Below are 13,739 nucleotides of genomic sequence, written 5' to 3'. Positions count from 1 at the left end.
GTGGGGCGTTTTTTTGAATTCAAGATTGATATTATTTAGGTAAGTGGCGCTCAACACGCTGTGGGAGATTCCGTATCTTCTTCGCTTAGGCTCATGTACGGAATGACGGTTTAAAAGGATGGGGTAAAGAAGTGACACATTTCCGTCATTCTGAAAAGTGAGGAACGAGCGCAGTTCAGAATCTCCTACCACATGTTCTTCAATTAAAGGTTATACAAAATGGCTCGTAACGTGTTTAAAAATCATGATGGATCAAGCTTTGCTTTAACACTCAAAACAGAAACGCTTAATTCAGAGGCTCTACCAAGGGTTCGCTTTAAAATACGCTTGTAAATAATCAATCAACGCTCTGACGGTTGAAGATTGATACTTTCTTGATGAATAGAGCGCATAGATCGTAAGGTTAGCTGGTTTCCATTCAGAAAGAACCGATTGCAAGGTTCCATTTTCAATGTATTGGTTAACTAAATAGGTAGGTTGAATAGCCACGCCGCCGCCGAGAAGTGCGGCATGCAAGAGGGTGGTGGCTTCATTGGCGGTCAGTTGGCAATGAACGGCGATGGATTGTTGTTGGCCGTCTTTGCTGAGATGCCAAACGTGCTGTTGAAAATTTTTATACCCAAGGCAACGATGTTTAGCCAATTGTTGAGGTTCCACAATATTTTCTTGCTTGGCTAAATAATCAGGAGAAGCCACTAACACTGATTCACAAACCGCGATTGGTTTACCTATCAAAGACGGCTCCGGGTTTGAGGCGAGTCGAATCGCAAGATCAATTTGTTTGTCTGTTAAATCGGCGACGGAATCTTGTAAATCGATATCAATATTCACTTTAGGGTGGAGCGCCATAAAATCGAGGACGGCAGGAACCAGTTGCGAAAAGCCAAATGACATACTGGTGGCTACTCTCACGGTGCCAGAAAGCTCATTATTAATGTCACTCAAAGCAACTAAATTCTCGGCTTGCTCTAGCCACACTTCGGTTTCTTTTAAACATCGTTCGCCAAGGGTAGTAAGAGAGACCTTGCGAGTTGTCCGATGTAATAAACGCACATTTAACCACTTTTCCATCGCATCAATATAACGAGTTACCATTGGGCGAGACATATCAAGACGCTCTGCTGTTGCAGTAAAACTGCCAGACTTAGCCACATCAACAAAGACTTGGGCGGCAATGAATTTATCCATTTATTTGCTCGATTTAAGAAACAAAGATGTTTGATTTTGTATGTTTTTCAGATCATGTCAATCTTTTATGATTTATCCCATCAGAACAAACCACCTTATTTACGGAGAAAATCATGAAAAGAATAAGCCTATTAGCCGCCTCTATCTTAGTTGCAGGAAGCGCGTTTGCGACAGAACAAACCCCACTGACATTTGATGTTTATAATGCCGATGAAGGTAGCTTCCATGTCAATTCAACGTTGATTATGGGTGAGCATGATCTGATGTTGGTCGATACCGGATTTACCAAAGCGGATGCATTGCGCATTGCCGCTAAGGTCTTGGATAGTGGAAAAGAGCTCAAAACTATTTTTATTAGCCAAGCCGATCCGGATTATTATTTTGGGGCAGAAGTGTTACATACTTTGTTCCCAGACGCCGATATTGTGACCACGCCTGCGGTGCGAGCAGTCATAGAAAATAAATTGGCTTCTAAATTGAAAGTATGGGGGCCTCAATTGGGTAAAAATGGCCCGGTTAGTCCTTATGTACCAAAAGCCATTGACGCGACCAGTCTTACTTTGGAAGGTCACAAAATAGAAATTAAAGGTACAACCGGGCTATTAGCTTATCGTCCTTATTTATGGATTCCTTCAAGTAAAGCTATTTTAGGTAACGTTGCTATCTTTGGTCAATTGCACCTTTGGATGGCTGATACACAAAGCGCGCAATCTCAAAAAGCGTGGAGTGATCAACTAAAAGAGATGCAAGCGTTGCAACCAGAGCTTGTGATCCCAGGACACATGAAGTCAGGCACAGCGCTCAACGTTGAGACGATCCGTTATTCTATCCAGTACCTTAATGATTACAACACGGCCAAAAAGAGCAGTAAAAATAGTGAGCAGTTGATTGAAAAAATGACCGCACAATACCCAGATTCAGGGTTTCCAGTGGGGTTAAATCTTGGCGCGAAAGTTCAAATGGGTGAGATGAAATGGTAACAATTCATTATTTCTATGATCCTATGTGTGGCTGGTGTTATGGTGCCACACCTTTAATCGAAGCGATTGTGCGTAACCATCAATTTAAGTTAATGCTTCATCCTGGTGGTATGTTACCAGCAAAGGCCATTGAAGCTTCATTTCGTCAGCATATTATAAGCAGTGATCAACGGATCAGTGATATAACAGGAGCTCAGTTTGGGCAAGATTATATCGAAAGGGTGAGGAGTCATGAGGCGTTGGTTCTGGATTCTTACCTGCCTACTCGAGCGGTTTTAACTGGAGAGTCATTAGGGTTACCTCCATTTGTGATGTTAAAAGCGATACAACAAGCCCATTACATGGAAGGCCGAAGAGTGAATGAGCTTGAAACTTTGGAAGCCTTAGCGGTTCAATTAAAGTTAGATCCAACCTTATGGCGACAAAAGATGCAAGCAATGGAAGGGGCAGAAATTGTGGCCATTGAGCAGAGCCAACAGCGGATGAATCAGTTGAATATACAAGGCTATCCAACGCTCATTCTGGAACAGAACGGGCAATTGATGAGATTACCACATACGGAGTTCTATGGCCGACTAGAGCAGTGGGAAACCTGGTTAGCTGGCTTAATTTAGTACAGCGTTATCTAATGCAACGTTATTTAATGCAACGTTGCAAGCTTGTGTTGACAGACAATCTATCATTGAAAAACAGAACCTCACCCAAGCGGAGAGGTTCTGTCATTATTAGAGCTCCCTCATGGCAGCACTAAAAACACGCCAAGTATTAAGCTTTAGACGACAGGACGTTCAGCAATTTGTGGGCACGTTCGGCGAGTTGAATTCCTTCATTAGTGAGATACCCCCCATCCGGTAGGGTACAGAGATTTTTATCGAATAAACTTTTTGCAGCGGCTTGTAGCTCTGGTGCGGCATCTGTGTGCACTTTGATGCCTGTTTGTAGACTAGCAGAATCAAATTGAAGCAACAGATTTAACTCAGCGATGTGTTCAACGGTAAATTTCATACTCAATCCTTATTTTTATTGTTAACCCTACAATAGGTTGCAAACTTTACCTTTGGCAAGCAGTAAAAATGGTTTTTGGTGGTCTGTTCACTTTCCTTCAAATTAACTGATGTTAAAAGCAACAACATCAGTGTGAGATACTAAGATTCTGCGGCTTAATTGTATTTATATCCGGCAAATTGTGACTTGGGCGATGACAAATTTTGAAAATAAGGTAAAGTAACGGGCAAAATTTCCCTGAGTAATAATAGTCGTAATAGGAAAAAACATGATCCAAGTAGTCGGTCACAAAAACCCAGATAGTGATAGCATTTGTAGTGCATTGGTTGCCACTGAGCTTTTGAAAGCACGTGGCCTAGAAGCAAAACCAGTTCGCCAAGGTGAGCTAAACCGTGAAACTCAATACATTCTTGAGCAAGCTGGTGTTGAGCAACCAGAAATGTGTACTGGCGTTGCGGGTCAAAAAATTTGGTTAGTGGACTACACGGATGTGTCTCAAGCACCTGATGATATTGCAGAAGCTGAAATTGTAGGTATTGTTGACCACCACCGTTTAGGTGATGTGATGACAGTCAACCCACTAGAAGCATGGATTTGGCCTGTAGGTTGTACTTGTACGATTTTGTTTAACCTATTCAAAATGGAACAAGCTGAAATCACTAAGCCTCTAGCGATTTTAATGATGTCTGCAATTTTGTCTGACACCGTAGGCTTTGCATCACCAACTTGCACAGCAAAAGATGAAGCAGCAGTGAAAGAGCTTGCTGAAATTGCGGGCATTGACAACCTAGACGAATTTATCAAAAACTTATTGATCGCGAAAACCGATATTGAAGGGCTAACAGCGGCTCAATTGGTTGAGAAAGATCTGAAAGCTTACCCATTCAATGGTCGTGATGTGGTCGTTGGTCAAGTTGAGTTGGCGACGATGGAACAAGTTGATGGCATGATCGATGATCTTAATGCGGATCTTGAGCGTCGTTGTCAAGAAGAAGGCTTAGCTTTTGCTGCGTTAATGCTAACCGATATCACCACAAGTACGACGGAACTTTTGTTCAAAGGTGAGTGGGCGACAAAACTTGAGAAGCACGTGAAAGATGGCTCTCTAGTAATGGAAAATACGTTAAGCCGTAAAAAGCAAGGCTGGCCTTGGTTGCAAGCTGAATTAGTTTAATTATTCTTTTAGAGGTTGCAGCGTTATAGTCTGCACATTGAATCAAGTTAAACTCTAAATAGAAATTGAAATGAAAGGCGGGTTGATACTCGCCTTTTTTATTGCCAATATACCGATAGCGTTTGGTATTATTTTAACGCTTCATACAAGAGCGCGGTTAGGCTATTTAGCACGACCTGAAGGAGAAAAACAATGTCACAAACATTAGACGCCACAACGATCGAAGCCATTAATGGTTATGACAGTGAAAAGCGTTTTCAATACTGCATTAAAGAAGTGGTTGCCAATCGTCAGATCTGGATTTTGGTCGATGAAGATGGTTGTGTCATGCTGAATACTGAAGACGAAGATTGTGTGCCAGTGTGGCCGAATCAAGAGTTTGCACAAGCGTGGGCAAATGGCGAATGGGAAGACTGTCAACCCGAGCCTATCTCTTTGAACAAATGGCACAGTCGCTGGACACATGGCCTGGAAGATGATGATTTATCGATTGTGGTTTTCCCAAATGCAGAACAAGAGGGAGTGATTGTTTTTCCTGATGAATTTGATTTTGAGCTTAAGAAGCAAGCGCAAAAACGTTAAGAAAAAAGCACTATTCTCATTTAAAAGGCAATCATAAGGTTGCCTTTTTTTGTAGGTAATCACAAAGCGAGCACAGGATTTTTGCTGGTGACGAGTTTATTGATCTACCTCTAAATAGTGAGGGTGAAATTGAATAAATAATGAAAGAAATTATTCTAAGAGCTCCTTCTATGCGCCATTATTTTCGTTATATTTTTCCCATTGTTATCCCATTGATTGTGCTTTTTATGCCACTGTCAGTGTTCCCATTTGATGGTATGACCATTGTTCAACAACGCGTGGCGGCGATCTTTTTATTTGCTGCGTTAAGCTGGGTCTTAGAGCCTATTCCTATCTATGCCACCTCAGTCGCCATTATTTGTTTTGAGCTTCTGTTAATTTCAGATAAGTCGTTAGTGTGGTTTACTGGGCAACAAGGTGAAGCGTGGTACGGCACCGTCATGAGTCATACTGAAATCATGGCAACCTTCGCCAACCCCATCATTATGTTGTTTCTAGGTGGTTTTTTTCTGGCTATTGCCGCAACAAAATATCGCTTAGATATCAACTTAGCGCGAGTTTTGTTAAAACCCTTTGGTGAGCAACCTAAATATATGATTTTAGGTTTGATGTTGATTACGGCGATGTTCTCGATGTTCATGTCTAACACCGCTACTACCGCGATGATGTTATCGATTTTAGCGCCGGTGATGGCACTATTAAAGCCGGGCGATCCAAGCCGTACAGCGTTTGCATTATGCATTCCTTTAGCGGCGAATATTGGAGGGATCGGAACCCCAATCGGCACCCCTCCGAATGCGATTGCTTTAAAATACTTGCAAGGTTCAAGCAATATTTCATTTGGTGAATGGATGGCGTTTGGGGTGCCATTTGTGGTGATTTTAATGGCGTTCGCCTGGTTGTTTATTATTGTTCTTTTTCCAGCGAAACAAAAAAGTATTTCACTCGATATCAAAGGCCAATTCTTAAAAACGCCACAAGCTTTTGTAGTGTACATCACGTTCATTACGACGATTGTTTTATGGTTGATGGGCGGCGCACATGGAATGAACTCTTATACCGTTGCTATGATTCCGGTCACAGTATTTTTAATGACAGGGATCATTAATAAGGAAGACTTAAAACAAATCTCATGGGATGTGTTATGGCTGGTTTCCGGTGGGATTGCTTTAGGGTTAGCGCTTGATAAAAGTGGCTTAGCGGCCTTATTGGTGTATAGCATTCCATTTGGTAACTTCTCACCGTATGTGGTGTTGGTTGGGGCCGCTTTATTAAGCTTGTTGATGGCAAACTTTATGTCAAACACAGCGACTGCCAACTTATTAATGCCGATCATGGCGGCACTAGGGGCGTCAATGAGCAGTTTAGAAGGGATGGGCGGGCAAACGACGCTAATCTTATTAGTTACCTTTGCCGCTTCGTTAGGGATGGCTTTGCCCATCAGTACACCACCTAATGCGTTGGCACATGCAACAGGCCATATTCAAACCAGCCAAATGGCAAAAGTAGGTATCTTTATTGGTTTATTAGGGATTGCCTTGAGTTTTGTTCTGGTTGCCATTTTGCATATTGTGAAACATTAACCAACCTGTGAAACAGTAAACGATTTGCGAAACAGTAAACAATCGACCTCAATGAACAGAATTTATTTTGGGTCAAGGTTGGGGTCAATAGGGGAATGAGAAATGGAAAAGTTTCATATAATTTGTGTGGATGACCAACCAGAAGTGCTTTTTCAATTAGCGCATGATTTAGCGGAATTTTCGGATTGGGTCAAAATTAAACTGTGCTCAGATGCTTTTAATGCTCAGTCATGGATAGATAAATTGGATCAAGAAGGTTGCTATGCCTGTGTCATTGTATCGGATCAACACATGCCTGGATTGGATGGTGTCGATTGGCTTCAAGAGTTAGCCAACGATAGGCGATTTTGCCATACCAAAACTGTAATGCTGTCTCAAAATCCCAATAATCAAATGCTCATCGATGCGATCAATAAAGCGCATATCGACCGATTCTTTTGTAAACCGTGGGACAGTGAATGTTTGGTTACCGAAGTTCGTATTTTACTGACGGAATATATTTTTGAAAAAGGAATCGAATACGAGCCTTGGCAAGCCTTTTTAGACCCTGAAACCATCTTTAAATATTTGCAAGGGGTGACGTCATAACCTTGTTCTGTAGAATCAATGTGGAATTGATGCGAACGTGTTCTGTAACATTGACCTAGAGAGAAGTCTCACCTTTAAGTGCCTAACTTGAGGCGGTGCTCAAAGATAAGACTGGATAACCTTATTTCAAATGACTTGGTGTTTTATTGAAATGGTTTTCTATCAGCTTTTGACTAATTGAATGCTGTGGTGAGGCGATAATTTTTTGTGTATCTCCGGTTTCAACGACTTCACCTTCATGCATCACCATGATTTTATCGGTAATGTGTTTCACCACGCCAATGTGTTGAGACACATACACGAATGACACTCCCATTTCTTCTTGTAATTCCAAAAACAAATTGATGATCTGTGAACGCATCGCCATATCCAACCCATTTAGAGCTTCATCTGCCACAATGACGGAGGGTTGCAATACCAAGGCTCTTGCTAAACAAACCCGCTGCTTTTGACCGGTTGCCAGCATTTGTGGGTAAAAATAAGCGTGTTCTGGTAACAAACCAACGCGCGTGAGGGTTTCTTTTACCCGCATGGTTCGCGCTTCTGGTGTCATTTGAGTATTACGTTTTAACGGCTCTTCGAGGATTTTTCCAATTTGAATACGTGGATTAAGCGAGGTATTCGGATCTTGGAAAATCATGCGAATTAATTTACAACGCGTTGAATAATCTTTATCAAATAATTGTTCACCATTGACAAAAATTTTGCCATGAGTGGGTTCAATAACGCCGGCGAGCATTTTGGCTAAGGTCGATTTTCCTGAACCATTCTGCCCAATAATGCCGAGAGTTTGTCCGGCATCTAATGTAAAAGAAATTGGCTTTACCGCCTGATGAACTCGCTTGGTGAAAAAGCCAGAACGAGTTACAAAGTTTTTCGATAAATCGATGACTTCTAACAGCGAACTCATACTTGTTTCTCCATAATGACTTTTTTCTCAGCCAGGGTGTGCTTTTCCATATTAAGCGGAAAGTGGCAACTGAATTTGTGATTTTTGATTTTACGTCTGATCGGCACATGGACGCATTTAGTTTGCGCATAAGGACAGCGAGGCCCCAAACGGCAACCTATTGGTAAGTGCTGTAGAGGAGGAATCGAACCGGGCAGCGACGGTAAGCGGCTTTTATGAGGGATCCAATCATTAAAGTCAGGCATCGCATGCAACAAGGCAACCGTATAAGGGTGCTTGGGTTCTTCTAAAATCGATTTGGTATCTGCCGATTCTACCGATTGACCACAATACATTACCGTAATCCGTGTTGCCCATTGGGTAATCGTAGTCAAGTCATGGCCGATCAACATGATAGTAGTGTTGTTGACTTGATTTAAACGGCTCAATAGACGCAGTATTTGTGATTGCGTGATGGGATCAAGGTCATTGGTCGGTTCGTCGGCAATCAAGAGCTTGGGTTTAGAGGCAATCGCCATAGCAATCATGATTTTTTGACATTGACCATCGGTCAGCTCGTATGGATAGCAATTCATGACTTGTCGGTGATCTTTAATCCCAACTTTGTGTAATAACGCTTTAGCTGATTTATGTCGCCAATGCCAACGCTGCCACCATTTGCCTTCAAAGGCAGAAGAGGGGATCGCTTCACGTAGCTGATGACCAATTTGTTCTGAAGGATCTAAACAACTGCCCGGCTCTTGGAAAATTACCGCAATATCTCGTGCGATCACGCGACGTCGTTCTTTTGCCGTCAACTGCAATAAGTCAATATTCCCAAGCCTCATACGGTCGGCTGAGATTTTCCATGTGTCTTTAGTCAGTCCTACAATGGCTTTAGCCACCAAGCTTTTACCGGAACCTGATTCGCCCACTAAACCACGGATCTCGCCTTCGTTTAAGGTTAAGCTCATTCGCTCAACAGCTTTCACGGTGCCGTGTGGGGTTTCAATTTCGATGGTTAAATTTCTAATATCCAGTAGTGGCATTATTCTGTCCCCGCACTGAGCGCATTACGAACACCTTCGCCAACTAAATTGATGATGATGACAGAAAACATAATAAAAATTCCCGGCAGAGTGACGGTCCACGGCGCAAGATAAATCAGATCCACCGAATCTCCCAACATGGTTCCCCATTCAGGAGAAGGAGATTGTGCCCCCAGTTCTAAAAATCCTAAGGCACTGATGTCTAAAATCGCCATAGAAGCGGCTACCGTCATTTCTGCGGCAATGACGGTTGATAAGTTGGGTAAGATGGAGCTCCATAAAACGTGGAAAGAGTTCGCACCATCGAGACGCGCCGCGATATTGTAATCTTTTTCCATTTCGCTACTCACTGCCACGTAAACTGAACGAATAAAACGCGGGATCAAAGATAAGCCGATCGCCAATAAGATATTGAATTCACCGGTTCCTAAAAAGGCGACAAAAATAATCGCCAGCAGAATAGATGGAATCGACATTACTGTATCTAAAAGGTGATTTAATACGCTCGACAACATGCCTTTAGTCATGCCGGCAAAAATACCAATGGTGCAACCAATGACGGTCGCAATCAGCATAATGATCAATCCTGAGCCAAAGGTTAATTGACTGCCAATAATGAGGCGAGAAAGAATATCGCGGCCAATATCATCGGTTCCTAAGAAATAATCGACATTCCCTTCAGGGTTCCAAGAAGGTGGCTGTAATCGTTCGCTGGCTTGAATTAAAGGGTCGTGTGGCGCAATCCATTGAGCAAAAATAGTGATGAGCAACAGCCCTGCAAAGCACCATAATCCAAACATGGCGAGGCTATTGGTGCGATAACTGCGCCAAAAACGCTCAAATTGACCTGGGATGCGATCTTCTTGATAGATGTTATTTGACAGCATACCACTGCTTCCTTACTAAAGGGTTAACCATTGCGCCAATAAGCTCTGACAGAATATTTACGAACAATACCAATGTGGCGACGGTCATGACGCCCGCTTGTATCGAAACAAAGTCTTTATTGGCCAGTGCATCTAATAACCAGCGGCCAATACCCGGCCAGTTAAAAATGGATTCAGTGATGATGGCATAGGTCAACATGGTCGATAACTGCACGCCTATTTTGGGAATAATAGGAGGAATGGCATTACGAAGAACGTGTTGGAAGATGATTTCAAAAGTCGATAAACCACGAATACGAGCTGCGCGAATATAGTTTTGTTTCCGCACTTCTGAAACTGAAGAGCGCATGATGCGGATCACTTCTGTGGTTGGCGCTAAGGCAAGGACCAGACAAGGTAAGATTAAGTGCATCGCTACACTGTGCATCATTTGGCTGCGATTAGGCGCATCCGATAAGAAGGTATCAATGGTGGCAAAACCTGTGATGGTTGGAATTTCTAATAATAAACCGTGTCTGCCTGAAATCGGGGTATAACCAAGTTTTAAAGAGAAAAACATGATCAGCATTAAGGCTATCCAAAAAATAGGGATAGAGTAGCCAACCATTGAGGTAAATGAGATAAAGGTATCGACGATTTTACCTTGGCGCATGCCGGCAATTGTGCCAATTGGAATGCCTATGAGCAAAGATAAAATCATCGCAAAAAAGCACAGCTCTAATGTGGCAGGAAACACGGATTGGATTTCGTCAATAACTGGATCACCGTATAAATTGACACCAAAATTCAGTTGCGCTAATTGACTTAAATAGCTGAACCAGCCGGTAAAGAAGTCTTGAATTGCCCATGGAGAAAGGGGGTCCAAACGTAAGATACTGTAGCCAACCAAGGTCAACATTAATAAAGTGATGATGAATAAGTTTATGCGGCGCAGGGTATAAACCAGCATTATTTTTCCCTTACAACGTGTTCAAAGCTGCCTGAATTATATGGATTTAATCTAAATCCGCTCAGCGAGCTGTGATGAACTTGGTACTGTACACCATGAGCAAGCGGAATGATTGGTAATTGTTGTGTCAACATCGTTTGCGCTTGGTGATATAAGTTTAATCGGTGACGAGTTTGCTCGCTTTCACGGGCTAACGTCAATAAAAAATCGAAGTCGGGATCACACCACATCGATACATTTAAATTTGCTCTGCGTGCTCCGCATGATAACTGCGGTCGTAACAAGCTGTCGGGTTCACCGGTATTGGCCGCCCAACCCGTTAAGATCAGCTCAGCTTCAGGCGGTTGAATCATAAAATCTCGCGCCACATAACGTTCTCTTAAAATAGAGAGTTCGACCCCTATTTGGGCTAAGTCTGACTGTATTAATTCGGCGGTTTTATGAGGGCTCGGATTATACGATTGTGCTGAAAGTGGTACCCACATAGTCAACTTTAATCCGTCATCATATCCTGCTTGCCGTAGCAGCGCTTGAGCATACTGCGGATCATAACGAATTTGAAGACGATTGTCTTGATATGCCCATGAATCTTCAGGTAATAATGAACTCGCAACCTGGCCTTGGCCAAAATACACCGCATCAATGATATTTTGACGATTAATCGCAAAGCTCAAAGCCTGACGAACACGTACATCATTAAGAGCAAAATGTTGGGTATTAAAAGAGATAAAAGCAACGTTCATGGCTTGGCTACTGATAGATTGAATATCGGTATTGTTATCGAGAGAAAGTAGCTGACTGGTGATGGGATCGCTCATGACATCACACTCGCGAGTCAGTAGTTTAGCTAAAGTGCCAGTACCTCGGTGTGAAAAATCAAACACCACTTGCGACATATGGGGTGAGCTTTGCCAATAATGAGGATTCTTCTCCAGCCGAACTAAAGTGTTTTTGTAGCTGCTGGTGAGCTGAAAGGGCCCAGTACCAATTGGGCGGTTATCCAGTTGCGATTTAGCCCCTCTGGCCGCTAATTGTTGAGCGTATTCTTGAGAATGAATTGCGGCAAAAACCGTGGCAATATTATCTAAAAAAGTATTGTCTGGTTGGTGCAAGGTAAAGCGCACATGGTAGTCATCTATAGCGATAATATCCTTAATTAAAGATTGGAAGGCGATACGCTCAAACCAAGGATAACGGCCGCCATTGACATAATAGTAAGGCGAACTGGAGTCAGTCAGACGCTTAAAACTGAATACCACATCCGATGCATTCATCGCGCGAGTTGGTGTGAACCATGAGGTGTGATGAAATTGTACGTTCTGACGTAAGGTAAAAGTATAGGCGGTTTTGTTGTCGTCAACCTGCCAAGATGTGGCAAGACTGGGGAGCGGTTGAAAGCTTTGCGGATCAAGAGTCAATAATGAATTAAATAATTGCGGACCAATCGATTTAATATTATCACTGCCATCCGAGAGTTGGGGGTTAAGAAACAGTGGGTGGTTGGTGCCACAATACACAAACCCCGTTTGCTCAATAGTGTTTTCTTGTTGTGAGTCATCACAGCCAATGAGTAGTGCCCCCATTAAGCAGAGTGTTAAATGACGGCATAATCTTGTCAACATAGAACCTCTTTCCAAGTGCTCAATTCAGAACTGGCGTGTTGCTGCCGAGTCGATGATTTCGGATGGACATTATTGCCTATTACAATTTACCGATTAAGTCGTATTTTCGTAACATTCCCCTAAATTGATGGTAGCTCAAGCCAAGGAGTTTAGCTGCATTTCTCTGATGATATTTGGCTTGATGTAGGCTGTGTTGAATGAGACTAATATCTTGTTCTTGTTGCCATTGTTTGTAATCAATGGGCAACTTAAGGCTCGATACATCCAAAGGGCTGTTATTAATTGGCTTTTCAGTTACAGTGTCACTTTTTTTGTGGTTGGAAGTATTGCAATTGGAAGTATTGTGATTGGCCGTAGTGTGATTAGACATTCCGGTTTGAAACGGATTAAACTCAATAGCGTCAATGTAACCCTCTTTATTACCATGCCGGTACACCGCTCGTTCGACCACATTTTTGAGCTCTCGCACATTACCAGGCCATGCATAGTCAATTAAGGCGGCTTTTACTCGTGGGCTAAAGCCGTGAAACATAGATAAACTTAGCTCTTGACACATTAAAATGGCGTAATGCTCGGCTAATAACAGAATGTCTTCCTGTCGCTCTCGTAATGGCGGTAAGTGAATCACATCAAAGGCAAGGCGATCGAGTAAGTCTGCTCGGAACTGTCCTTGTTGTGCTAATGAGGGCAGATCAGCATTGGTAGCACAGACGATGCGTACGTTCGCTTGTAAAGTGCGGTAGCCACCAACGCGTTCGTATTCGCCATATTCAATCACACGTAAAAGCTTTTCTTGTACCGAGAAAGGGGCGGTTGCCAGTTCATCGAGAAAGAGCGTGCCATTTTCCGCTCTTTCAAAACGTCCTTTATGTTGACCTTTCGAGCCAGTAAACGAGCCGGATTCATGGCCGAATAACTCAGAATCGATCAAGCCATCATTCAAAGCTGAGCAATTTAAACTCACCAAAGGGTGTTGCCAGCGTTTGGATAAATAATGTAAGCGTTGCGCAATCAGTTCTTTACCCGTGCCACGTTCACCCATGATCAAGACTGGCCTTTCGATGGCAGCGAGTTGCGAGGTTTTATCGAGTGCGGCTAAGAAAGACGCAGATTCACCAATAATGTTTTGCGTTTTCATTAATGACCTACCTTGCGGCTAAATTTACTAATAGTTAGTCAAAATGCTTACATGAATGCAAGAGATATTAATGAAAATAAAAATAGTGCATTAAAAACAATAGAT

The 13,739-nt window shown here is 42.6% G+C and carries 14 protein-coding genes; 6 read left to right on the top strand and 8 right to left on the bottom strand.

Annotated elements, in window-relative coordinates:
- Positions 1-300: 300 nt before the first annotated feature.
- Positions 301-1,188 (bottom strand): LysR family transcriptional regulator, encoded by an 888-nt coding sequence (locus tag VCA1004_RS06495; protein WP_086984038.1) that lies wholly within the window; start codon positions 1,186-1,188, stop codon positions 301-303.
- 113 nt (positions 1,189-1,301) lie between these two features.
- Between VCA1004_RS06495 and VCA1004_RS06490 the strand changes: the two genes are divergently transcribed.
- Together VCA1004_RS06490 and VCA1004_RS06485 are read left to right on the top strand one after the other, a co-directional pair.
- Positions 1,302-2,168, top strand: a complete 867-nt coding sequence (locus tag VCA1004_RS06490; RefSeq protein ID WP_086984041.1) for an MBL fold metallo-hydrolase — start codon at positions 1,302-1,304, stop codon at positions 2,166-2,168.
- Positions 2,162-2,782 (top strand): DsbA family protein, encoded by a 621-nt coding sequence (locus VCA1004_RS06485; protein ID WP_086984044.1) that lies wholly within the window; start codon positions 2,162-2,164, stop codon positions 2,780-2,782. The genes VCA1004_RS06490 and VCA1004_RS06485 overlap by 7 nt, the downstream gene beginning before the upstream one ends.
- Positions 2,783-2,933: 151 nt before the next feature.
- On the opposite strand, the gene VCA1004_RS06480 is transcribed toward VCA1004_RS06485, so the two are convergent.
- Positions 2,934-3,173, bottom strand: a complete 240-nt coding sequence (locus VCA1004_RS06480; RefSeq protein ID WP_086984047.1) for a TIGR02647 family protein — start codon at positions 3,171-3,173, stop codon at positions 2,934-2,936.
- Positions 3,174-3,441: 268 nt separating this feature from the next.
- Between VCA1004_RS06480 and VCA1004_RS06475 the strand changes: the two genes are divergently transcribed.
- The 4 genes from VCA1004_RS06475 to VCA1004_RS06460 all read left to right on the top strand — a co-directional run bounded on the left by VCA1004_RS06475 (position 3,442) and on the right by VCA1004_RS06460 (position 7,100).
- Positions 3,442-4,347 carry a manganese-dependent inorganic pyrophosphatase gene (locus VCA1004_RS06475; RefSeq protein ID WP_086984050.1) on the top strand — a complete coding sequence of 302 codons (906 nt, stop codon included), beginning with the start codon at positions 3,442-3,444 and terminating at the stop codon, positions 4,345-4,347.
- A 192-nt stretch (positions 4,348-4,539) separates the two neighbouring features.
- Positions 4,540-4,929, top strand: a complete 390-nt coding sequence (locus tag VCA1004_RS06470; protein WP_086984053.1) for a DUF2750 domain-containing protein — start codon at positions 4,540-4,542, stop codon at positions 4,927-4,929.
- A gap of 170 nt (positions 4,930-5,099) precedes the next feature.
- Positions 5,100-6,512 (top strand): SLC13 family permease, encoded by a 1,413-nt coding sequence (locus VCA1004_RS06465; protein ID WP_086984055.1) that lies wholly within the window; start codon positions 5,100-5,102, stop codon positions 6,510-6,512.
- A 102-nt stretch (positions 6,513-6,614) separates the two neighbouring features.
- Complete coding sequence (locus VCA1004_RS06460) at positions 6,615-7,100, top strand: response regulator (protein ID WP_086984058.1); 486 nt, start codon at positions 6,615-6,617, stop codon at positions 7,098-7,100.
- A 121-nt stretch (positions 7,101-7,221) separates the two neighbouring features.
- On the opposite strand, the gene VCA1004_RS06455 is transcribed toward VCA1004_RS06460, so the two are convergent.
- From VCA1004_RS06455 to pspF, 6 genes are all read right to left on the bottom strand, one after another.
- A complete protein-coding gene (locus VCA1004_RS06455) occupies positions 7,222-8,010 on the bottom strand; it encodes a peptide ABC transporter ATP-binding protein (RefSeq protein WP_086984061.1) in 789 nt (262 codons plus the stop codon).
- Positions 8,007-9,038, bottom strand: a complete 1,032-nt coding sequence (locus VCA1004_RS06450) for a peptide ABC transporter ATP-binding protein (protein WP_086984064.1) — start codon at positions 9,036-9,038, stop codon at positions 8,007-8,009. Before VCA1004_RS06450 ends, VCA1004_RS06455 begins: the two co-directional genes overlap by 4 nt.
- Positions 9,038-9,925: an ABC transporter permease subunit gene (locus VCA1004_RS06445; RefSeq protein WP_086984067.1), complete on the bottom strand. Its 888-nt coding sequence runs from the start codon at positions 9,923-9,925 to the stop codon at positions 9,038-9,040. Before VCA1004_RS06445 ends, VCA1004_RS06450 begins: the two co-directional genes overlap by 1 nt.
- Positions 9,912-10,874 carry an ABC transporter permease gene (locus VCA1004_RS06440; RefSeq protein ID WP_086984070.1) on the bottom strand — a complete coding sequence of 321 codons (963 nt, stop codon included), beginning with the start codon at positions 10,872-10,874 and terminating at the stop codon, positions 9,912-9,914. Before VCA1004_RS06440 ends, VCA1004_RS06445 begins: the two co-directional genes overlap by 14 nt.
- Positions 10,874-12,496 (bottom strand): ABC transporter substrate-binding protein, encoded by a 1,623-nt coding sequence (locus tag VCA1004_RS06435; protein ID WP_086984072.1) that lies wholly within the window; start codon positions 12,494-12,496, stop codon positions 10,874-10,876. Before VCA1004_RS06435 ends, VCA1004_RS06440 begins: the two co-directional genes overlap by 1 nt.
- Positions 12,497-12,575: 79 nt before the next feature.
- A complete protein-coding gene (gene pspF / locus VCA1004_RS06430; protein WP_086984075.1) occupies positions 12,576-13,634 on the bottom strand; it encodes a phage shock protein operon transcriptional activator in 1,059 nt (352 codons plus the stop codon).
- Between the last annotated feature and the right edge of the window lie 105 nt (positions 13,635-13,739).

It is taken from the genome of Vibrio aphrogenes (assembly GCF_002157735.2).
In the GTDB taxonomy this organism is placed as follows: Bacteria; Pseudomonadota; Gammaproteobacteria; order Enterobacterales; family Vibrionaceae; genus Vibrio; species Vibrio aphrogenes.
Note: the sequence above shows the minus strand (reverse complement) of the source record. Positions and strands in the feature narration are given on the sequence as shown.

What these genes read in the sequence shown, in the direction of transcription:
- VCA1004_RS06495 (WP_086984038.1), bottom strand. Translation starts at nt 1,188, where the DNA reads ATGGATAAATTCATTGCCGCCCAAGTCTTTGTTGATGTGGCTAAGTCT.
- VCA1004_RS06475 (WP_086984050.1), top strand. Translation starts at nt 3,442, where the DNA reads ATGATCCAAGTAGTCGGTCACAAAAACCCAGATAGTGATAGCATTTGT.
- VCA1004_RS06470 (WP_086984053.1), top strand. Translation starts at nt 4,540, where the DNA reads ATGTCACAAACATTAGACGCCACAACGATCGAAGCCATTAATGGTTAT.
- VCA1004_RS06435 (WP_086984072.1), bottom strand. Translation starts at nt 12,496, where the DNA reads ATGTTGACAAGATTATGCCGTCATTTAACACTCTGCTTAATGGGGGCA.
- VCA1004_RS06450 (WP_086984064.1), bottom strand. Translation starts at nt 9,038, where the DNA reads ATGCCACTACTGGATATTAGAAATTTAACCATCGAAATTGAAACCCCA.
- VCA1004_RS06460 (WP_086984058.1), top strand. Translation starts at nt 6,615, where the DNA reads ATGGAAAAGTTTCATATAATTTGTGTGGATGACCAACCAGAAGTGCTT.
- VCA1004_RS06440 (WP_086984070.1), bottom strand. Translation starts at nt 10,874, where the DNA reads ATGCTGGTTTATACCCTGCGCCGCATAAACTTATTCATCATCACTTTA.
- VCA1004_RS06490 (WP_086984041.1), top strand. Translation starts at nt 1,302, where the DNA reads ATGAAAAGAATAAGCCTATTAGCCGCCTCTATCTTAGTTGCAGGAAGC.
- VCA1004_RS06480 (WP_086984047.1), bottom strand. Translation starts at nt 3,173, where the DNA reads ATGAAATTTACCGTTGAACACATCGCTGAGTTAAATCTGTTGCTTCAA.
- VCA1004_RS06465 (WP_086984055.1), top strand. Translation starts at nt 5,100, where the DNA reads ATGCGCCATTATTTTCGTTATATTTTTCCCATTGTTATCCCATTGATT.
- VCA1004_RS06485 (WP_086984044.1), top strand. Translation starts at nt 2,162, where the DNA reads ATGGTAACAATTCATTATTTCTATGATCCTATGTGTGGCTGGTGTTAT.
- pspF (WP_086984075.1), bottom strand. Translation starts at nt 13,634, where the DNA reads ATGAAAACGCAAAACATTATTGGTGAATCTGCGTCTTTCTTAGCCGCA.
- VCA1004_RS06455 (WP_086984061.1), bottom strand. Translation starts at nt 8,010, where the DNA reads ATGAGTTCGCTGTTAGAAGTCATCGATTTATCGAAAAACTTTGTAACT.
- VCA1004_RS06445 (WP_086984067.1), bottom strand. Translation starts at nt 9,925, where the DNA reads ATGCTGTCAAATAACATCTATCAAGAAGATCGCATCCCAGGTCAATTT.